Origin of the sequence: Pseudoalteromonas sp. MM1, from assembly GCF_030296835.1 — a bacterium.
GTDB lineage: Bacteria > Pseudomonadota > Gammaproteobacteria > Enterobacterales > Alteromonadaceae > Pseudoalteromonas.
On record NZ_AP027923.1, the window covers coordinates 609,135 to 631,230 of the forward strand.

General features: G+C 37.2%; 16 protein-coding genes. 11 read left to right on the forward strand and 5 right to left on the reverse strand.

Features of this window, described 5'->3' with window-relative positions; translation table 11 throughout:
- The first annotated feature begins 35 nt into the window (after window positions 1–35).
- The 4 genes from QUE46_RS19375 to QUE46_RS19385 all read left to right on the forward strand — a co-directional run bounded on the left by QUE46_RS19375 (window position 36) and on the right by QUE46_RS19385 (window position 3,339).
- Window positions 36–1,442, forward strand: a complete 1,407-nt coding sequence (locus QUE46_RS19375; protein WP_286248249.1) for a sodium:alanine symporter family protein — start codon at window positions 36–38, stop codon at window positions 1,440–1,442.
- A gap of 139 nt (window positions 1,443–1,581) precedes the next feature.
- The gene (locus tag QUE46_RS19380) at window positions 1,582–2,595 is read left to right on the forward strand and encodes a patatin-like phospholipase family protein (RefSeq protein ID WP_286248251.1); all 1,014 of its coding nucleotides are present in this window, start codon (window positions 1,582–1,584) and stop codon (window positions 2,593–2,595) included.
- Between the two features lie 257 nt (window positions 2,596–2,852).
- Window positions 2,853–2,981: a hypothetical protein gene (locus QUE46_RS20310; RefSeq protein WP_374761415.1), complete on the forward strand. Its 129-nt coding sequence runs from the start codon at window positions 2,853–2,855 to the stop codon at window positions 2,979–2,981.
- 100 nt (window positions 2,982–3,081) lie between these two features.
- Window positions 3,082–3,339 carry a DUF2442 domain-containing protein gene (locus tag QUE46_RS19385; protein WP_286248253.1) on the forward strand — a complete coding sequence of 86 codons (258 nt, stop codon included), beginning with the start codon at window positions 3,082–3,084 and terminating at the stop codon, window positions 3,337–3,339.
- A 1,107-nt stretch (window positions 3,340–4,446) separates the two neighbouring features.
- Here QUE46_RS19385 and QUE46_RS19390 read toward each other — a convergent pair.
- Window positions 4,447–5,010 carry a YSC84-related protein gene (locus QUE46_RS19390; protein WP_055019010.1) on the reverse strand — a complete coding sequence of 188 codons (564 nt, stop codon included), beginning with the start codon at window positions 5,008–5,010 and terminating at the stop codon, window positions 4,447–4,449.
- Between the two features lie 143 nt (window positions 5,011–5,153).
- Here QUE46_RS19390 and QUE46_RS19395 point away from each other — a divergent pair, with 143 nt between their 5' ends.
- The gene (locus tag QUE46_RS19395) at window positions 5,154–6,365 is read left to right on the forward strand and encodes a tyrosine-type recombinase/integrase (protein WP_286248255.1); all 1,212 of its coding nucleotides are present in this window, start codon (window positions 5,154–5,156) and stop codon (window positions 6,363–6,365) included.
- A complete protein-coding gene (locus QUE46_RS19400; protein WP_286248257.1) occupies window positions 6,365–7,564 on the forward strand; it encodes a sodium:proton antiporter in 1,200 nt (399 codons plus the stop codon). The genes QUE46_RS19395 and QUE46_RS19400 overlap by 1 nt, the downstream gene beginning before the upstream one ends.
- 144 nt (window positions 7,565–7,708) lie before the next feature.
- Here the strand turns inward: QUE46_RS19400 and QUE46_RS19405 are convergent, their stop codons facing one another.
- Complete coding sequence (locus tag QUE46_RS19405) at window positions 7,709–10,756, reverse strand: FAD-binding and (Fe-S)-binding domain-containing protein (protein WP_286248259.1); 3,048 nt, start codon at window positions 10,754–10,756, stop codon at window positions 7,709–7,711.
- Window positions 10,757–10,901: 145 nt separating this feature from the next.
- Between QUE46_RS19405 and QUE46_RS19410 the strand changes: the two genes are divergently transcribed.
- A complete protein-coding gene (locus QUE46_RS19410) occupies window positions 10,902–11,111 on the forward strand; it encodes a PGPGW domain-containing protein (RefSeq protein WP_286248261.1) in 210 nt (69 codons plus the stop codon).
- A 65-nt stretch (window positions 11,112–11,176) separates the two neighbouring features.
- Here QUE46_RS19410 and ppsA read toward each other — a convergent pair whose 3' ends face one another.
- A complete protein-coding gene (ppsA, locus tag QUE46_RS19415) occupies window positions 11,177–13,552 on the reverse strand; it encodes a phosphoenolpyruvate synthase (RefSeq protein WP_286248262.1) in 2,376 nt (791 codons plus the stop codon).
- A gap of 154 nt (window positions 13,553–13,706) precedes the next feature.
- Between ppsA and QUE46_RS19420 the strand changes: the two genes are divergently transcribed.
- Window positions 13,707–14,516 (forward strand): pyruvate, water dikinase regulatory protein, encoded by an 810-nt coding sequence (locus tag QUE46_RS19420; protein WP_286248265.1) that lies wholly within the window; start codon window positions 13,707–13,709, stop codon window positions 14,514–14,516.
- A 60-nt stretch (window positions 14,517–14,576) separates the two neighbouring features.
- Here QUE46_RS19420 and QUE46_RS19425 read toward each other — a convergent pair whose 3' ends face one another.
- The gene (locus tag QUE46_RS19425; protein ID WP_286248267.1) at window positions 14,577–15,926 is read right to left on the reverse strand and encodes a class II 3-deoxy-7-phosphoheptulonate synthase; all 1,350 of its coding nucleotides are present in this window, start codon (window positions 15,924–15,926) and stop codon (window positions 14,577–14,579) included.
- Window positions 15,927–16,897: 971 nt separating this feature from the next.
- On the opposite strand from QUE46_RS19425, the gene QUE46_RS19430 reads away from it, so the two are divergent.
- Window positions 16,898–17,773 carry a DNA replication terminus site-binding protein gene (locus QUE46_RS19430; protein WP_286248269.1) on the forward strand — a complete coding sequence of 292 codons (876 nt, stop codon included), beginning with the start codon at window positions 16,898–16,900 and terminating at the stop codon, window positions 17,771–17,773.
- A gap of 60 nt (window positions 17,774–17,833) precedes the next feature.
- On the opposite strand, the gene QUE46_RS19435 is transcribed toward QUE46_RS19430, so the two are convergent.
- Window positions 17,834–19,048, reverse strand: coding sequence for a hypothetical protein (locus QUE46_RS19435; RefSeq protein WP_004586302.1), 1,215 nt, complete (start codon window positions 19,046–19,048; stop codon window positions 17,834–17,836).
- Between the two features lie 774 nt (window positions 19,049–19,822).
- Here QUE46_RS19435 and QUE46_RS19440 point away from each other — a divergent pair.
- Both QUE46_RS19440 and QUE46_RS19445 read left to right on the forward strand, forming a co-directional pair.
- The gene (locus tag QUE46_RS19440) at window positions 19,823–21,061 is read left to right on the forward strand and encodes an AAA family ATPase (protein WP_004586301.1); all 1,239 of its coding nucleotides are present in this window, start codon (window positions 19,823–19,825) and stop codon (window positions 21,059–21,061) included.
- 15 nt (window positions 21,062–21,076) lie between these two features.
- Complete coding sequence (locus tag QUE46_RS19445) at window positions 21,077–22,039, forward strand: transcriptional regulator (protein ID WP_286248273.1); 963 nt, start codon at window positions 21,077–21,079, stop codon at window positions 22,037–22,039.
- The last annotated feature ends 57 nt before the right edge of the window (window positions 22,040–22,096 follow it).

Here is a 22,096-nt window from a genome sequence, read left to right on the forward strand (position 1 = left end):
TGAGTAAAACATAATAAATACAAAAGGATTAGCCCATGTTCGATACCGTAGTAAAAAGTGTAAATGGCCTATTATGGGGAGAGGGCCAAATACTGATCTACATACTACTGTTTGCAGGTATTTGGTTTTCGGTGCGTTTAAAAGCAATTCAAATAGTAAAATTTAAACACATGTTTAGCCTTTTAAAAGGCAGTAGCAAGTGTAAAAAAGACGATATCTCTTCATTTCAGGCATTGTGTACTGGCCTGTGTGCTCGTGTAGGTACAGGTAATTTAGCTGGGGTAGCCGTTGCCATTTCACTTGGCGGAAGCGGCGCCATATTTTGGATGTGGGTTATTGCCATACTTGGCATGGCAACCGGCTTTGCCGAAAGTGTATTAGGGCAGGTGTATAAAGTACGCGATAGTAGTGGCGAGTTTAGAGGCGGCCCCGCCTATTATATTCAACAAGGTTTAGGCAGCCGTGCCTTTGCTATTGTGTTTGCCGCGTGTTTATTTTTAGGTTACGGCTTTACCTTTAGTGCCATGCAAACCAATACCATAACCGACGCCCTTAACTATGCATTTGAAGTACCCACCTTTTATTCAGGATTAGTAATTACCGTATTAGCAGGCTCAATTATACTTGGCGGCTTTAAAGCAATAGCCCGTTTTGCTGAACGTGTAGTGCCATTAATGGGCATATTATTTGTAGCAGCTGCCGTAATTATAACGCTTATAAATTTACCGCAAGTACCAGCCATGCTTAAAGATGTATTTTTATCAGCCTTTGGCTTGCAAGAAGCTGGCGCAGGTGCAATGGGTGCAGCCATTAAAAATGGTATACAACGCGGTTTATACTCTAACGAAGCCGGTGCGGGTAGTGTGCCCCATGCAGCAGCAAGCGCAAGCCCTATTCCTAATCACCCAGTAACACAAGGCTATATACAAATGCTTGGCGTGTTTTTTGACACCATTGTACTTTGTAGCTGTACCGCCGTTGTGATTTTACTTGCCGATGTAGATATAAGCGGCGAAATGGAAGGCATACGTTTAACGCAAAGCGCCATGACCGCACACTTAGCACAAGGCGGCGTATATTTTGTTGCGGCAGCCATTACTTTATTTGCCTTTACTTCGGTGGTGGCCAACTACGCTTACGCCGAAAGTAACCTACATTTATTTAAGCTCGATAACAAAGTAGGGCGCACAATTTATACATTACTTTATTTATCAATGATGCTGTGGGGCGCATCTGCGTCTCTAAAAGAAGTCTGGGATTTAGCCGATATAGCATTAGGGTTAATGACAGTAGTTAACGTAATCGCTATTATATTGCTCACGCCGACTATTTTGTCTGTTAATCGCGACTACAACACACAAAGAGAAAAAGGCATAGAGCCCGAATTTAAAGTAAAAAATGTAAAAGTACAGGGAAAATGCGAAAGCGGCATTTGGGATTGATTCGCGTATTTTAAGCAATTTTAACGATAAAAAGCGGTTTTATGGCAACATAAAACCGCTTTTTAAATTTGCATAATTATTCAGTTTTGGGTTTTGTAAACTGCACTAAAAGCTAAGAAAAATAAGGTAAACTGATTTAATGATAGACATTCATGCAGGGAAAACAGCAGCAAAAATTATTAACAAGCAGGGCTTTAAACCCGAGTTATTTACCTCTTTTTTAGGGGCAAGTGGTGGGCCTAAATGGTTTACTTTATTTGGTTTAGACAAATATATTTTTGGTGAGTTTTTTAAACACCGCACCCAACCACTTAACTTAATTGGATCATCTGCTGGCGCATTTCGATCTGCGTGTTTTGCACAAAACGACCCCGTTGCTGCCATTGAGCGTTTAGCAAAATCGTATTCGCAAACGCGCTATTCTAGTAATAAACCAACACCAAATGAAATAACAATAAAAGCGCGCGGATTACTTGAAGATGTTTTTGGCGATAACGGTGTAACCGAAATTTTAAATAACCCCGTGTTTAAAGCGCATTTTATAGTGGCTAAATCTAATGGCTTTATTGCCAGCGAAAATAAATTAATTCAGCTTTTGGGTTTATCAAAAAGTTATATGCTCAATCGCGTAAACCGAAAATTGTTAGGCTCGCAGTACGAGCGATTTATTTTTGGTGCGCCAAACAGTAATTTATCAATAACTGATAGTTATAACTTTAAAACTCAAAACATACCACTTAGCCAAACTAATTTAAAAGATGCCTTACTCGCATCGGGCTCTATACCGCTTGTTATGCAAGGTATAAAAAATATTGCCGGTTCACCACAAGGTATGTATCGCGATGGTGGAATAATTGACTACCACTTTGATTTAAAAATTAATAACCCAGGCTTAATTTTATATCCGCATTTTAATAGCGAGCCAAAAGCAGGGTGGTTCGATAAAAATTTAAAACGTAAAGTAGCACCACAAAATTACGATAATGTTGTGATGATCTCACCATCAAAAGAATTTATAGCAGGTTTACCTTACGGAAAAATTCCAGATAGAAATGACTTTACTAATCTCGATGCAGACACACGCATTAAATATTGGAATACCGTTTTTAGTGAAACTGAAAAATTAGCTGAAGCGTTTGATAAGAAGCTATAAATAAGTATGTATTAGCTCAGGCATGTACTAAATTATTACATTTTTATTAAAGGGCTAGAGTATTAAATAATAAATATGGGATTGTGCTAAGCGAATAAAAAATTATACTTACTAATTATAGAGATAGGAGCTTTTAGGTATACTTTAAAACGCAAAACTTAAGTTAGGCAATGGAGAAAGGAGATATTTATGCCAAAAATATATGAATACTTTGGGCTAGTACTATTTTTTATAGCAATGAACATGAGCCGATCCATATTCATGCTAAATTTCAAGGTAAAGAGTCTAAAGCCGAGCTGCATATGTTGAGCGGCCGCATTCACAAGATTGTGATAAAGGATAAAGGAACGGGACTTGAACAGAAAAAACGCAAAGAATTTGAATAGTTCGTTAATGCTTATGCTGACGATATAGTTAATAAATGGGTCGATTATTTTGTTAAAAAGAAACATATCAGTCCACAATTGATTACAAGAAAGGTGAAAAATGTCAGAGCTATCGGTAGTTAATGCTAAACATATTACAGGTCATATACTTGATATTGAATTCAATGACGGGCATATTTCGACTGTAGATTTTGCCACATTTATTTTTTCTGTAGGTCATCCTGACTACGAAGCTTACAAAAAGATAGATGGTTTCTTAAACTTTGATATTGTTGATGGAAATATCAATTGGGATGACTACACTATGATTTTTCCTGTTGAGGATTTATACAAAAATAAAATCATAAAACATAGCTAGAGAAGCTTTAAAGTTAAATTTATAAGCCGCTAAAAGCGGCTTATAAATTATTTATCTGAATATAATATAAGTCCACAAATAAGGTCGTAATATTAAGGAAGAGGATGAAAGCCTTTCTGTTAATGCTTATGCATTCTGTAAAGCAATATACTTTGTCTTTTTTTACTAATTAATCTTAATATAAGGCTTCATTAATTTCGTTAGCTCTTGTAAAAAACAATTCAAATTAGAACTAGCTTCTCTATTGTATTCATAAATCCTTTCTAGGGCAGCTGGTTCACCAGTGCTTTGCATTGCTCTTTTAGTACCATTAAAAGATATTACATATTCATGTACTTTCTCTAGAAATTTATAAATTCCAGATTCTGACGGAAATAGTAATTCTGAAGCATGAAATGAAGCAATAAAGTGGCTAAAAGTAACGTCAGAAATATATCCATTGGTATACTCTTGATATAGCTTCTGCGAATCTATATAAACTTTATATCTGCTATTAAAAAGAGCTAGATTAAGATTACGTTTTTTGTATTCGAGTTTGAATGGACGCAATTACAAACATAGCTATAGCTACAAAAGATGAGACCAGGGATACAATGAGTGTTAAGTTATCTATCGTGATGATAGGCATCTTCTTTATCCTTGTTTATCTATTTAGTCTATCATATCAGAAAGAAAATAAATAAAAATACTTATAAATCAGCAGCTTAGTTTGCCATACAGTCACTTAAACTAAAGTGTTTATTAACTTCCTGTACTTTAAGATATTTCACCAATTATATTTAAAAGCTGGCTTTGTAGGTTAGATAAATAAATATTCTAAGTTTTATTTTGTGCATTAAATATTTTACACATGTTATCTGATATTAACCAAACAATGAAAAGAGAATAATAAGCATTAAATATTCGATTATATAAGAGTTAAATTATTTTAGCTGATAGCTGATAGCTGATAGCTGATAGCTGATAGCTGATAGCTGATAGCTGATAGCTGATAGCTGATAGCTGATAGCTAACTTCCCATAAATTACGTTATGTTAAATTAAATAAGAAATAAAAAAGCGAGCGTGATTATACAAACCAGCCCGCTTTTAGGAGAGTTATTAGGGGTTAATTTAGCTCAGAATCTACCCAAAATTTAGTGCCTTTTAGTACAGCTTGAAGTGCAAGGCCATTTTCGGTTAAAGAATATACGGTAACTTGGTCGGCAATGGCTTCTGCAACCAGTGCTCCACCTTTATCTTCGTATTTTGCTGCGGCGTCTGCGTTACCGCCAAAGGCCCAACCATGTTCAATAAATCTATTTACTGCTGCTTGGTTATGAAAAACCATAACAACGTTAAAGTCTTTTACACCTAAACCAAGCCCTAAACCGGCTTCACCCATATTCATGTAGGTTGATTTACCGGTTAAGTTATTTTTTACTACACCGTACCCGCCACCAAAACTGGCTAAAACAACATTGACGTTTGCGTTATCAAACACCGCGTAACCGGCCGAGTTGGCAATTTGTTTTTTAACATCGGGTTTTTGTGCGTATAATTTGTCGAGCGTATTGTTTTTCATGCTTTGAACTAAAGCGCGTTTTTCGCTTGGTGATGCACTGCCTGTAGTAGCACAACCTGTTAGTAATACACTTATTGTAAGTAGGCCTAACACGATAAATTTTTTCATAAAACTTTCCTTAATAAGATTCATATCAATGCGCAATAACAAAAATGCCTAAATAAGTAGACTTTCACTATGTCCAATACTAGACAGTATCGGACTTTAACGTTAAAGTGTAAGTCTATTATTTTATTGAATATATATACATTATGCTTGTTGCTTTAGTTGATACGTTAAAACAATTAAGATATCAAATTGCTCATCTTGACGACGATACTCTAAATTCAGAATACCCAGAACTTGCATCCTTTATACAGCAAGTTGGCTTGACTGTAACTGAATCAAAGGACGAACTTAAATTCTTATACCAATTTTTATATGTGTACGGTCGAAAATCTGAAGCAACATTTAATCGTTTTCGTAACGAGCTCGAACGATTTTATTTGTGGTCTTGGTTAATTGCCGAAAAATCAGTGTTCGATTTAAAACGCGAAGACATTGAAGCCTATGTCGATTTTATGGTTGAGCCAGATAAAAAATGGGCATCAACTTCGGTGCAATGGCGCTACAAAGATGAGCAAGGCATTCGTAGATTAAACCAAAATTGGCGACCTTTTATGTTAAAGGAGTCAATTGCGAGTCAGCAAACATTAGCCGCAATGTTTACTGCGCTAAATGTATTTTATAAGTTTTCTATTTTAGAAGAAAAAACATTTGCTAACTTTATTCCTGTAGTTAAAAAAAATAGCCCCTATTTGGTTGTGCAATCACAAATTCAGATCCCAGACACGCTAAGTGACATACAATGGGAATATGTATTTGGCGTAACACGCGATTTATGTGAAAAAAAACCAGAGCTTGAACGTAACTTGTTTACTTTGGCATGTTTAAAAGGTTTATATTTACGGATCTCGGAACTATCCGAGCGCCCTCAATGGTCACCCGTTATGTCGCACTTTTGGCAAGATAATGACGGTTTTTGGTTTTTACGAATAATGGGGAAAGGTAATAAACTACGAGATGTTACCTTAAGTGATGATTTTGTTGAGTATTTAAAACGTTATAGATTGTACAGAGGATTACCCGCCCTACCTCGTGTTGATGAAGCTGAGCCATTGGTGCATAAAATTCGTGGCCAAGGTGGGATGACAGTTAGGCAAATTAGGCGTTTAGTACAGCAAAGTTTTGATTTGGCTCAACAATCTTTACTTGATGATGGCTTCAAAGATGATGCAGAACAACTTGAAGCAGCCACTGCCCATTGGCTTCGTCACACGGGTGCAACGCATGATGCACAAACGCGACCGCTAAAACATTTATCGGAAGATTTAGGGCATTCTAAAATTGCGACAACCGATCAAATTTATATTCAAACAAATATTAAAGAGCGAGCAAAATCTGGCGTTAAAAGGAAAATTTAATGGAATACTTAGTAATAGCATTTATTGGTTTTTTATTTTTGGTTTATTCAATTTCAATTAGGCAGCTAGAACGTACAGAAATAACTGGCCCTATGTTTTTTGTTATTGGCGGTATGTTTTTGGCATTTTTACTCCCCAATGAAGGAGAAAAATTAAAAGCAGGGATAGATTATTTATTACCATTAATAGAGCTAACGCTAAGTATATTTTTATTTTCTGATGCGGCTAAATCTAAGTTAGGGGTATTGAGGCATAGTTTTCAGTACCCTAGTTTATTATTATTTGTTGCCCTACCCTTAACTTTATTATGCGGTATTGGTGTTAGCTTATTTTTATTTGCAGAGCTCTCGCTAATTCAATCGGCTTTGCTAGCAATTATTCTAACCCCAACCGATGCAGCATTAAGTAAAGGTTTATTGCAAAGTACACAAGTGCCTGAAAAAATTAGGGAAGGTATAAATACCGAAAGCGGATTAAACGATGGCTTATGTGTACCAGTATTTTTAATTTTTATTTTACTCGCTAAAAACCCTGACTCTGCCATTACGGCATCACATACATTAAGTGTGTTTTCAAGAGAGCTTGGCTTAGCACTTTTAATTGCAAGTTTTTCTATAGCGATATTTATTCCGTTGTTAAATTTTGCAATGAAGCGACATTACTTTGCAAAAAGCACTAGCCCATTTTTACTTTTAGGTTTTGCGATGGCGGTGTTTTCTATCACTCAATATTTTCATGGCAGTGGATTTATAGCGGTGTTTATTGCAGGTTTGTTATTTGATAAATTTTCTAAAACCGATATTCGCGCTGAATTAATAGAAGATTCTGAACACATTGCTGATTTTACATCGTTGATGATTTGGTGTTTATTTGGATTTGTGTGTGCTTATTTAGTAATACCCAAATTAAATACAAATATAATTGTGTATGCATTGCTAAGTACTACATTGATTAGAATAATTCCGGTTATGTTGTCGTTACAATTTACAGCACTTAACTGGAAAGAGCGTTTTACTTTTGCTTGGTTTGGGCCACGTGGTTTAGCATCAATTGTTTTTACATTAATGGTAATAGACACGCAAATAGAGAATAAATACGAGATTGCCACTATTGCTATGACCACTATTTTATTTAGTGTGTTTATACATGGTATAAGTACAAAGCCAATTGCAGATAGTTTTACTAAACAATCTAAATAACGTTTATAAAAATTACTGAAATTTTTGCCGAGCTATCTACACATTTTTCCAGCATCAAAATTGCTAAATTAATTAAGAAAGTTGATATAAATAAAAAAAGGCGTAACTTATTTTAAGTTACGCCTTTTTTATTTTTAACTTTTATTAGCTAAGAACCTGTGCAAGTAGCTCTATTGGGTGCTTAGGTTTAAATTGTTCAAAGCGTTTTACTTGGCTGCGGCACGAAAACCCAGTAGATAAAAGTTGCTCTGGTTTATTTTTATCTACTATTGGTTTCCAACTCATTTCGTACAGTGCACGTGAATTTTTTTGGTTTTGTGCTTCGTGGCCATAAGTGCCGGCCATGCCACAACACCCCGTATTGGTGGTATTTAGAGTTAAGCCAATATCGGTAAAAATAGTTTTCCACACACTTGCCGCTTTTGGTAAAGCAGTTGTTTCTGTACAGTGGCTCAATAATGTAAATTCAGTATCGGTTTTTTGTTTAGCCGATAGCGATTTAAACGATTGAGTTTGTAGCCATTCATGGGCAAGTTGTACATGAAAATCACCGCGATTATTTTCTAAAATAGTATTGTATTCATCGTGATAACACATAACCAACGAGGCATCTAAACCAACCAAAGGCGAATTAATATCAGCGAGATTGTTTAAAAACTCTGCGCCATTTTTTGCCGTTACTTTAAACTCATGCAAAAACCCTTTTACGTGTTGGGCTTTACCATTAGGTTTAAATGGTAATAGCATCGGCTTTTTACCCAGTGCGGTGATAAGTGTTATAAAACTTTGCACTAACTCGGCTTCGTAAAAGCTGGTAAATGGGTCTTGCACTATTAGCACATAGTTATTTTGTTCATCGCTTGAAAGTGAATTTAATAATTCAAAATCAAATTTATGTGCTTTTGCTACGCGTTTTTCAAGTGATGGAATGCTTAATTGAGGTGTATCTACATACCCTACTGTTTTTTTAATTAAACTACTTACTAAGTTTGTTTTAACAATTGGGTTTATTACACGTGCAAATTTAGACATAACAGGCGCTGAACTTTCAATGTTAGCGACTAAATAATCTTTGAGTGGACGCGCGTAATAACTGTGATAGTAATTTAAAAAGCGTGCTCTAAAAGTAGGTACATCTACTTTAATTGGGCAAGATGTTGTACAGGCTTTACACGCTAAACATTCATCCATTGATTCTTTTACTTCGTGCGAAAAATCGTAAACGCCTTTGTTTTTTTTGCGGCTATGAACAAAGCGCTCCCACCAGGTAATAACTTCGCCTTTGTTAAGTTCTTTTTCTACTTCGAGCAAATCTACATTTTTAGACTCTTGAAGTCGTAACCATTCTCGCATTAATGTTGCGCGCCCTTTTGGCGAGTGTCTACGATCACCGGTTACTTTATACGACGGACACATTGGTGAATTTTCGTCGTAGTTAAAACAAATACCGTTACCATTACAGGTCATTGCATTGTTAAAACTTGTTTTTACATCTATAGAAATTTGCTTATCGAAGTACGAACGTTTTTGCCCATCTACGCTAACTAGTGAGTCTTCACTTTCAATAGGTGTGCATATTTTTCCTGGGTTTATTCTATTATTAGGATCGAAGGCGGTTTTTATTTTACGTAGTTGTTTAAATAAATGCTCACCAAAAAATTCAGGGCCATATTCACTGCGGTAACCTTTACCATGTTCGCCCCACATTAAACCGCCGTATTTAGCGGTGAGTTTTACAACTTCATCAGAAATTTTCCGAAGCAGTTTTTCTTGTTCTGGATCGCACATATCTAGCGCTGGGCGTACATGTAAAACACCCGCATCAACATGGCCGAACATACCATATTGTAAATTATGGCTATCGAGTAATGCTCTAAATTCTACGATGTAATCGGCTAAGTTTTCTGGCGGTACGGCGGTATCTTCAGCAAAGGCCAATGGCTTTTGGCTGCCTTTAACATTACCAAGTAACCCGACAGATTTTTTACGCATTGCGTAAATTTTTAAAATATCAGTTTTACTGCTGGTTAACTGATAGCCAATAACCCCGTTGGTTTGATTTGCTACGCACTCATCTAATAATGTACAAAGTGTATTTACTTTGTCTTTTATATCTTCAGGTGATACTGCATTAAACTCAACCATGTTGAGTCCTTGCATATCTTTATTTGGTACATCGGTTATTAAGTCCGATACTGAATGCCAAATAATATCTTCGCGAGCCAGGTTTAATACCTTGCTATCGACTGTTTCTACCGATGTTGCACGTGCATCTACTAAAAACGGAGAATGACGAAGTGCCGAATCAAAACTATCGTATTTAATATTTATCAGTGTTTTAAATTCGGCTATGGGAGTGAGGTTTAATTTTGCCTCGGTAACTATACCAAGCGAGCCTTCTGATCCGGTAATTAGCCTACTCATATCAAAAGTTTGTAAGTCATCACTTAGCACATGCTCTAGGTCGTAGCCGGTTAAAAAGCGATTTAAACGTGGAAATTTTTCTAAAATAGCCTCACGCTCATTTAAAGAAATTTCCAATACTGTTTTGTAAAGGCTACCGATTAATGATTCTTGCTCGGCTATTACTTTAGCTTTTTCTATGTCTATTGGTGATGTCACCATTGGGCTGCCATCGACTAAATAGGTAGTAAGTCCTAAAACATGGTTGCTGGTTTTACCGTAAACTAATGAACCTTGACCTGATGCATCGGTACTGATCATTCCGCCAATGGTTGCTCGGTTACTTGTAGATAAGTCGGGTGAGAAAAAAAAGCCGTACGGTTTTAAAAAGTCGTTTAATTGATCTTTAATTACACCTGTTTGTACTCTAACCCACCCTTCTTCAACATTAATTTCGAGTATTTCGCGCATATAACGTGATAAATCAACCACAATACCAGGTGTGAGTGACTGCCCGTTAGTACCTGTACCACCACCACGAGGGCCAAAAGTAAGCGACAAAAATGGGTCGCGAGATGCTGTTTGCAATGCCAATTGAATGTCTTTTTCTGTTTTAGGAAAAATAACACCTTGTGGGATTTGCTGATAAATACTGTTATCGGTAGAGGCGGTTAAACGCGTTGCATAGCTTGCATCGGTGTCTCCACTAAACCCCTGATTTTTAAGTGTACTTAAGTAGTTTGCGACAAGCTCGGTCGCTGCATCTTGCTGTGTAATTGTTGCTATCATGACGGCGATAATTTAAGGCATTTGTGTAATTATATCATGGTGATGACTAATAGAAATTGAAGATTTTACAGTTTGTAACACTCTTTTTATCGTATTTTGAGCTGCTGTATTTATAATCAAGTTAAACCATTGTATTGAGGTTTATATGAAAAAATGTCTATTACAGATCATAGGTGTGCTGTTTATTTTGCTTGGGTTGTTTTTTGCTGTAGTGCCAGGCCCCTCCCTGATATTTTTTATGGCGGGATTACTGTGTTTTTCTTTTTACTACCCAAAAGCCAGGCATTATTTAAAGCTTTGCCAAAGAGCCTTAACTAAATCGTGTAATTATTTAGATAAAAAATTAGCACGCTAAATTATGCCACATAAAAAAATGCCAGCTATAAAGCTGGCATTTTTATTTGTTACGGGTACTGATGATTATTTAGCAAGTTTATCTGCTAGGTATAACCATGTTTCTAGTACTGTATCTGGGTTTAGTGAAACAGAATCAATGCCCTGCTCTACTAACCATGCTGCAAAGTCTTCATGATCTGAAGGACCTTGGCCACAAATACCTACGTATTTACCTTTTTCTTTAGCAGTTTTAATTGCCATAGAAAGTAGCTTTTTAATAGCAGGATTACGCTCATCAAATAAATGTGCGATTAGGCCTGAGTCACGGTCAAGGCCAAGTGTTAACTGAGTTAAATCGTTAGAGCCGATAGAGAAACCATCGAACATCTCTAAAAATTCATCCGCAAGTAATGCATTTGAAGGAAGCTCACACATCATGATTACTTTAAGACCATTTTCGCCACGTTTAAGTCCGTGCTCTTCAAGTAATTCGATAACGCGTTTACCTTCTTCAAGGGTACGTACGAATGGGATCATGATTTCGATGTTGGTCATACCCATGCTGTTTCTTACGCGTTTGATTGCTTCACACTCAAGGGCAAAACAATCACGGAAGTCTTCAGAGATATAACGTGCAGCACCACGAAAACCAATCATTGGGTTTTCTTCTTCAGGTTCGTACTGCTCACCGCCTACTAAGTTTGCATATTCGTTTGATTTAAAATCAGACATGCGCACAATTACACGCTCTGGTGCAAAGGCACAGCCTAGCGTTGAAATACCTTCTACTAATTTAGAGATATAAAACTCTACCGGCGATTCGTAACCGGCAATAATGTCGGTAATTTCTGCTTGTAGAGCAGGTGATTGGGCATCAAAATTTAATAGCGCTTTAGGGTGAACACCAATCATGCGGTTAATTACAAATTCAACACGTGCAAGGCCAACACCTGCATGTGGTAAACGTGCAAAGTCAAACGCGCGGTCTGGATTACCTACGTTCATCATCACTTTCATTGGTAGTTCTGGCATTTTATCCACGCGCGACGTCAGTATTTCAAAATCTAAAATACCTTCGTAGATGTAACCTGTATCGCCTTCAGCACATGATACGGTTACTTCTTGTCCCGCTTTAATTAAATCGGTTGCGTTACCACAGCCAACTACCGCAGGAATACCGAGTTCACGGGCAATAATTGCGGCATGACACGTACGCCCACCGCGGTTTGTAACAATGGCCGCGGCGCGCTTCATGATAGGTTCCCAATCTGGGTCGGTCATGTCGGTAACTAAAATGTCGCCTTCTTGCACTTGGTCCATTTCTTTGATTGAATCAAGTACACGAACAACACCACTACCAATTTTATGGCCAATGGCGCGGCCTTCAGCAATGACATTGCTTGTGCCATTTAATTGAAAACGCTCCATAATATTGGCATCTTCGTTTGAGCGAACGGTTTCTGGGCGCGCTTGCACTATGTACAATTTGCCATCGTTTCCGTCTTTTGCCCATTCGATGTCCATAGGACGACCGTAATGCTTTTCGATAATTACAGCTTGCTTTGCAAGTTCTTGCACTTCTTCATCTGTAATTGAAAATTTGTTTGAAAGGCTTGGCTCTACGTCAACAATTTCTACTTGCTTACCGTGTGCTTCATCAGCAGAGTAAATCATTTGAATGGCTTTTGAGCCAATATTACGACGTACTACTGATGGCAACCCTTTTTGTAATGTAGGTTTATGAACATAAAATTCATCAGGGTTTACTGCGCCCTGTACAACCATTTCACCTAAACCGTAGCTTGAAGTAACAAATACAACGTCTTCAAAACCAGACTCTGTATCAATACTAAACATAACGCCTGATGCTGATTTATCTGAACGCACCATACGCTGTATTCCAGCAGATAGTGCAACACCACGGTGATCGTAACCTTGGTGAACACGGTATGATATGGCGCGGTCGTTAAATAAAGAAGCAAATACGTGTTTAATAGCGACCATTACTGAGTCGATACCACGTACGTTAAGGAAGGTTTCTTGTTGGCCTGCGAATGATGCATCTGGCATATCTTCAGCGGTGGCTGATGAGCGTACTGCAAATGATACATCGGCTGATGTATCGCCATGAAGTTGGCTGTATGCGTCGCGAATGGCTTGGTCTAGGTTAGGTTGGAATGGGGTATCGATAATCCATTGGCGGATATCGGCACCGACTTTAGCGAGTGTATTTACATCATCAACATCAAGCGTATCTAAAATGTCGTGAATTTTTGCATTGAGTCCAGATTGTTCTAAAAACTCATTGAAAGCGTCGGCTGTAGTGGCAAAACCACCCGGAACCTGTACACCTGCGTTAGCGAGGTTTGAAATCATTTCACCAAGTGAGGCATTTTTGCCGCCAACACGAGGAACATCTTGCATACCAAGCTCTTGATACCAGAGAACGTATTCTTGCACGGGTCTTTCTCCAAAAAACAAATTGTAGTTGTAACTGTGAGAGTTAAGAAAGAAAACCTTTTATAAAGGTCACCTTCATTCTACACTGGCATTAGACCTCACGTAAACCGTGAGTAAGCCATTTTAGGGATTAAACGTAATAAAAAGGTTAACTATGAGAACTGCTTTTTATATATCAGACGGCACTGCTATTACCTCCGAAGTGTTTGGTCACGCGACTTTGTCGTTGTTTCCGGTTGAATTTAATCATAAAACTATTCCTTTTGTAGAAACAGAGGAAAAAGCAAATGAAATTAAAGCGTTAATAAACGCAACTGCTGCAAAAGAAGGTGAGAAGCCATTTGTATTCTTTACCTTTGTAAATCACAACTTAAGTGAAATTATTAAATCTGCCGATGCAATCGCGTATGATTTTTTGTCTACTTACAGTGAAAAAATAGAAAAAGAGCTTAATGTTGCGCCAGTGCCAAAAATGCATCGCACCCACTCTATTCATGAAAAAAGCTATGACTTTAGAATAGATGCGGTTAACTATGCCCTTATGAATGATGATGGCGGAAATATTAAAAACTTTTCTGAAGCCGATATTATTTTAGTAGGTGTAAGTAGAAGCGGTAAAACACCAACAAGCCTGTACTTAGCCTTACAATACGGCATTAAGGCTGCAAATTACCCAATAACTGAAGATGACTTAGAGAGTGAGGGATTACCTAAATGTTTACTCCCTTACAAACATAAGTTATTTGGGTTAACTATTGACCCTGAGCGTTTGGCTGCAATTAGGCATCGCCGTATGGCAAACTCTAAATACGCATCAATAAGACAGTGTCGAATTGAAGTGCGTGAAGTTGAAATGCTTTATAAGCGACATAAAATTGCATACTTTAATTCTACCCATCATTCTGTTGAAGAAATATCAGCAAAAATCTTGATAGACGGTAACCTAGAGCGACGTAAGTACTAACCAACTAATTTACTGTTTTGCTAAAAAAAGCCGCATAATGCGGCTTTAATTTTAACTTTATTATTTACGTGCATCTTTTAGTAAGTCAGCTACTAAAAAGCCTACTTCTAATACTTGGTCTGCATTTAGACGTGGGTCACATTGTGTTTTGTAACGTTGCGCTAGGTCATCATCAGATAAACCGTATGCACCACCGGTACACTCTGTAACGTGCTGGCCAGTCATTTCTAAGTGAATACCACCTGCGTATGAACCTTCAGCTTTATGTACAGCAAAAAACTGGCTAATTTCGCGCATGATATTATCAAAGCTTCGCGTTTTATAGCCTGATGTCGCTTTTTCAGTGTTACCGTGCATTGGATCCGAGCTCCAAATAACTTTACGGCCTTCTTGCTGAACGCGTCTTACAAGTGCTGGAAGTTTTTCTGGTAGTACGTCGGCACCCATACGTGTAATTAGCGTTAAGCGACCCGGAATGTTATCTGGGTTTACAGCATCAATTAAACGAATTAGGTCTTCTGGGTCCATTCCTGGGCCAACTTTAACACCAATAGGGTTTTTAATACCTTTGAAAAACTCAATGTGTGCATGGTCTAATTGGCGCGTACGCTCACCAATCCATACAAAGTGCGCAGAACAGTCATACCAGTCACCTGATAGGTGATCGCGACGAGTAAGCGCTTCTTCATAGCCTAGCAATAATGCTTCGTGAGACGTGTACAAATCGGTTTCTTTAAGGCTTGGCGCAATAGTAGAATTAATGCCACATACTTCCATAAATTCAAGCGCATCTTGAATTTTATCTGCAAGCTGTTGGAATCGTTCTTTTTGCGGATTAGCGGCTACAAAGCCCATGTTCCAGCGATTCACTTGGTGTAAATCTGCTAAACCACCTTGTGCAAATGCACGAAGTAAGTTTAACGTAGCAGCACTGTTGTGGTATGCCTTCATTAAACGTTGTGGGTCGGGAATACGTGCTTCTTCTGTAAACTCAAAGCTATTTACAATATCACCACGGTAAGATGGCAAAGACACACCGTCAATAGTTTCTAAATCAGCAGAGCGTGGTTTTGCGTATTGGCCTGCCATACGTGCAATTTTAACAACTGGGCATTTACCGCCGTAAGTTAAAACAACAGCCATTTGTAAAATGGTTTTAAATGTATCGCGAATATTAGCGGCATTAAAGTCACTAAATGATTCGGCACAATCGCCACCTTGAAGTAAAAATGCACGACCTTCACATACATCTTCTAATTGTTTAAAGAGACTTCTTGTTTCTTCTGCAAAAACAAGTGGCGGAGCACTCTTTAACTGGCTTTCTACTGTTTTCAGTTCATCTTGATCTGGGTACTGTGGCTGCTGCAGTATTGGCAGTTCTCTCCAGCTATTTGGGTTCCACGATTGCATGTTCTTTCCTCATTCCTACTTTACCTGATATAAGGAAATTAACGTATGCATGGCACTAAGTTCAAGGACTATATTCACTATTTACCAACTAATTTGTTATGAGTTAAATATTTTTAAGGTTATTTGTGACTTTAAGGTTATTCAGGCTGGGATTTAAGAGTTATTTAATTTACTTATTTTTATTTTAATACAATAAGTTAAGCCAGCTAAGGTGTTTTTTTAACCATCCCAAACTAATTTGGATTAAAAGCCTTATAGTTAAAAGTTTCGATAGGAACACATCATACTTAAATTGGGTGTAACGTAATCTTAACTTTACAGTGCAGATTAAATTAAATTAACTAACAGGCTGGATGTGTGGTTAATTATATGGTAATGGCTGCTGAGTTGTAAATGCATTCAGAAACAAGCCAGCTTGAGTGTACGTAACTGGAACGCTGTGTTCAGGTTGTTAGACAATGCCAACATTCCAATTAAAGCTACTAAAAAAACAGCCTTCATAAATGGCTAATATTAACTATAAGAGTTCATTTTCACAGTGCTGCATTTTCGTTAAACGAGCTTAGCGTTTTATTACCGATTATTGTCTATCAGTACCATACAATAAGTGATTACACTATCTAAAGTGGCACAACCCAAAATATTACGCCCCCTTAAATTCAATATATATTTTACACATTTCGATAATACATAAAGGCATTCATTATCTTAGTGAGCACTTTTGACACAATAAACTACCTGTATATTTAAATACGCAAAAGTATATTGATCACGCCTGGCCTCACTATTCTTATGTTTAATGCAGATACTTAAGCATGAGAAATTACCAATACAAGGGAATATTAAGAACACATCATACTTATATCAATTCTAAATATAACTTAGCATTAATGAAAATATTAAATTTAAATCACCAAAGCAAAAGGTTAAACTTAGTGTTTATGTGAGTAAGATGTGTTCTTAAGGTGTTTATGGTTTCTAAAGTACAAATAAGAAGTCAATTTGATTTAATGAATGAATTAACGTCGTTATTGATTGATGAATTACGCGACTGTGAATATTCAAAAGCTGAATATTATCAGCTGCCTGATATAACTAGTGTTGACGAGAATATTATACCCGAATCTATTCCTGTGAAAAAAATAACCGGTGAAATTGCTCATAGGTCAATTTTAAACTCTTTTACTGATATTTATAAAAAAGAAAGTTTAAGTAGCAGAGTACTAAAGCGCCACCCTGGGCTTTTGGTTCTAAAAAATGCAGATGTTGCAGGGTTAACTAGCCGAATACAACAAGTAAATAAAGCGAAGGCTGCTTTTAAGGAATGTGTTTTGGCCATAGATAATAACGATGCTCGATTTGAAGCTGTTCATAACGCGGTGCCAAATTTAATCACCCTTGCAGCCTATCGAAAAATTCATTTTCAAAGCGAGTCTCCTTTTTCAGTGCGATTTACATGGATGCATAAGCATGCAACTAAAACTCTAACTAAAAAAATGGCACTCGAAATGCTGGATAAATCTGCAGGTTATAGAAACCCAAGAATGATCGACCAACAAAAATGGCAGTCCCTTGTTGCACAAGAACAGTTACGGGTAGCTAGTTTGGGTGAAAAAGAAAAGTTAAGAATTCGCCGCCCTACCCGAGTCAGCCCCCAAGTTAATGTTAGGTATACTGCAGAAAATAGGTATCACGTAAGTGCAGCATTGCCGTTTATTTTAATTAACCCACAGCCCGATGTTAAGTTAGGTACTTTGCCAGATTATCAAAAACCAGAGTCTCACCCGCGAAAAAAAGAGTATGACTTTTTAGTGGATAGACTTTATTTAGAACAAGTTGATAAATGATTATGTTAAAAAGGCCACAATATGTGGCCTTTTTGGTAAGTATTAGTATTTTAACTGCTACTATTTTTCGACTATTTCTTCTATTTTATCTTCATCAATTAAAACTGCGTTTTCGACAATTCGTTTACCACCTTGAATCTCAATACGCTTATTGTGCTTGTTGAGCGTGAGTATCTCATCACAAAACTGATCAGAAGGATGCATTTCATAGGTGTAATCAATAATATTTCCGGTTTTATCATCTTTTACATTAGTAATGCTGTACTCTGAAATAGCCCCTTTTTCAATCAAGTCTTTCATTGTTGTGGTCATATCACGGCGTAATGCTTTTAGTTTATTTTCTGTGATATCGTCGGTTGAATAAATAGAACCGTATTTTTCCATAATAGATAACAATCTAAAATGATACGTTTTCCCAGGCGCGGCATAACGCCAAAGGTGGTATAAACGTAGCATCATCCAACGCGATAAACCACGTTTTAGCTCTTGTGCGCTATTAAAGTAATACCCTTTGTATTCAAGGTTATCAATCATGTTATGAACAAATGCATTTAAACATGCAACACATTTAACATTGCCGCCTTGACCTTTTTTACCACTAAAGTGAAGAGACGATAAAAAGTTCATGTTTGACTCATAAAAAGAGTCATCAATATCAGTATTTTTAGTATCAGTAGCCGAGTATTTAAATGAAAGTTTAGAGCCTTGAAGTGCTTCAAGTGATTCTTTAATTTGCGGGTATGGCATTGATTGGCCAACCGCTTTAAGTTCTTGGGCTAATTCGTTCATCGAAAAAACCACGGCATATTGAATACCGGACTTAAAATTGATTTTTACAATTTTACCTTTTGATGCAAGGCGAATTAATGCGCGCTCAACTTTTTCTTCTCTATCAGATGGCCACACTAAATATTCTACGTCTTCGCCATCTTTACGCGTGCTTACAACGGCCGGTGTAATTTTTATTTCGCCGTCATATAAAATACCATCCACTTTTTCGGATATTTTACGCGTAATAATTGTTTTTTTAGGAGCTTCTTCCAATGGCAATTTTTTATGCCCAGAACGTACAAAACGCCCCCATAAATCATAGTGGTTAAACGTGTTCGAATAAGCACGTAACCCATGAGCGGCATTTTCGATAGAAATTCGCACATCTTTGTTATCTGTAAATAGTGCTAAACTTTCGTTATCTATTGCACTTTCCACCCCGTGTATTTGGCCCCTAAGTGTATCGGGCAAGTTATCTACCGAGATGTTGACCTTTCGGCTCATTGTTCTGATTTCCATTTTTTATTGCGACAGCTAATAACAACACATTAAGCAACAAAAGTTAAATGTTTAAGTTAGTATAAAACTGATCTGAGTATAAATAAACGTATCGGATCATTATTATACTAAGTAAGGAGGGATAAGCTTAATTTCAGATCACTATTTTACTAAGGTAAGCTTCTCAAGCTAAATTTTTACTAACTCAATTTATTTTTTGTCCATCAAAAGCGCTATTTTTAAACTTTTTACACGACAAACGTTAGTAAAATAAATACCTGCTGTGGATAACAGCAGTTCGAGTTAGCATAGATCTGATCTGTACTTACTACAGATCAGATCTATACCAATTAAACGCCCTATTCTTAGCAAGGTTAAGTGTATAACTTTATAATTTACTTAGTAAAAAACTGATCTCGCAGAGTCATTTTGTATATAACTTTTTGAGTAAGCTGTGCATAACTCTAATTTTTAAATAAGGCTTAGTAAAAAGCTGATCTGCGTGTAGATAAAGATCTGATCTTAACCAAGTATAAAGGTGATCTGCTTTTTTTTACATTATTTATAAATATCATATAGTTATATAGCTATTATACACCTTTAACCTTTATTACCTTATATATTTAACCACCTTTAAACTTCTTTATTTATACTAAGCAATCTTAAAGGTGTAAAAATATTTTTAAATGTCTTGTTATTAAAATGCATGTCGCCTTAAATAGTTGTTTACAGGTATTTGAATGGACATTATACTAACTGCCTAACTTTGAGGAAGAAAGTATGTCTATCAATAATAACGCGCTAAGTACTTACCGGCTTTTAAAAGCAACAGCCGAAGTTGCTGAAAAATCATTAAAAGGACGCATACAACATTACCGCGCTCATCTTAAATCAGAAGAAAAAGAATTAAGAACTTACACCCAAAAAGCGGCAGCAGATTTATTAGGGTGTAATAATCGTACCCTTAAACGCCGCCATGACAATGGTGACTTTGATGATTTAAACATTAAGCGTGGTGCAAATGGGCACTATGCGTACACGTTAGTTAATATTTTTGCTATGGCCGATATCATGGATATTCAGCCTGATCACCGCACTGCTAACGATAAACTCCAAGTTATTGTTATTAACTCACTTAAAGGTGGGTGTGGTAAAACAACCAGTATGGTTAATATCGCTGCTGCGTTGGCGACGACGAATATCAAACGTTATCGTATTGGTATTATTGATTTAGATCCTCAAGGTTCATCTTCTAGCTTTTTCCCTTCAAACGATCATGACCCTGTTACGGTAGGCGACTTAATGCGTGATTGTATTGATTTAGACGAAGGCGAAACTTGGCCGGAGTTTGTTTCTAGTGCTTTTGTAACTACGCATATTCCAAATATTCGTGTTTTACCCTCAGGTATGGATGATTTTTACTTTGAGCACGAGACCGCTACACTTTTAAAAGATACCTCCAATTATGAGCAAACACGTCATTATCATAAGCTTTTAGAAAAGGTTATTGAGCCGGTTAAAGACGAATTTGATATTATTTTAATCGACACAGCTCCTACACTTAACTTTATGTTTTATAATGCTTTAATGGCTTCTACAGCAATGCTTATACCGGTTCATCCAGAAGCTGTAGATTTTGATGCTAACAATAAATATTTAAAGCGTTTAGGTGAGATTTACCACACTGTTGCGGCACTTGGTCATGAAGGTTGGGACTTTATGCAGTTTTTAGTGACTAATTACGTTAAGGGTAATCATTCACAGCGCGATATTGTTAAAGATGTACGTAGTGCGTTTGGCCGCCAGGTTATGAGCTACCCAATTAATCACAGCTCGGCCATTACGGCTAGTTCATCGTCTTTTAATACCATATTTGATCAAAAAGCATCGGATAGTTTAGCAAGTCGCGAGTCTTTATTACGCGCGCAAGAAAATATTAAAGATGTTGTGGACGAACTAGAAATGCTTATTCGTTCTAATTGGGAGTCAACCCAATCATCACTTAACAACACTAAGTAAGGATGTTACATAAAAATGGCTACAAAACGTAAAAACGACACCCGCTTAGATCCATTTGCAACTGCCGTAGGTAATAGCAGCCTCGATGCATTACTTGAGCAAGCAAGCGCTGGTGATGTAATAAGAATGCCTGCGCCAAGCGACCCTACACGCGAAATAACCTTAGTATGTAAAGTTATTGCTCATGCAGATATTGAATCTAGCACCACGGTTTACGGTAAAAATCGTCGTGTACAAGCGCTCTTAAACGAAAAGTCGGTTTCTGATATTTTACCCGCAATCAGTGAAGATGGACGCAATCAACACCCTGCTTTACTTTGGGATCAGGGAAATACTAACTTAGTACTTGCTGGTTCGCGTCGTCGCAAGGCATGTATTTTAGGTAATGCCGATTATTTAGTTTTAAGCTCACCTGATTTTACCGATCAAGACGCTAAAATTTTGGCTGTATCGTCAGATCAGTACATAGCCCCGAGCCTTTGGGAACTAGGCCAAGCTTACCAACAAACTAAAAACGATCTTATTGAGCAAGGTAAAAAAGGCTCTTATCGCGAAATTGCCGCTATTGAAGGTGTATCGCACACCGCAATTGCAGATGCCATTAAAGCGTACGAGCAAATACCGGCAGATGTAATCTCACTCTACCCAACGGCTAATCACGTAGGCAGAGAAGTCGCTAAAAAGCTTGTTAGTGCAAAGGAGCGCGACGAGAATGCGTTTAACGCCCTTGTCAGCGAATTACATACAGACAATGAGATTAACGCCATTACAAGCGACGACAAGCGTGCAATGGCAATTACTAAACGTTTAACTACCGAGCCTAGCACGGTGGCTAAACGTGAAGCTGTATTTGAAAACAACTTTATAAACGTACAACGCAATTTAAAAAGTGGTGACGTATCTATCAAAATAGATAATAAAGTGTTGACGGACAAACGCTTAGAACAACTTACTAAGCTATTAAGCGCGTTTAATTAGCCCAGTATTACTTAGTAAAATAGTGATCTTAAAAGCCTGTTAGGTTAGTTAAATTCT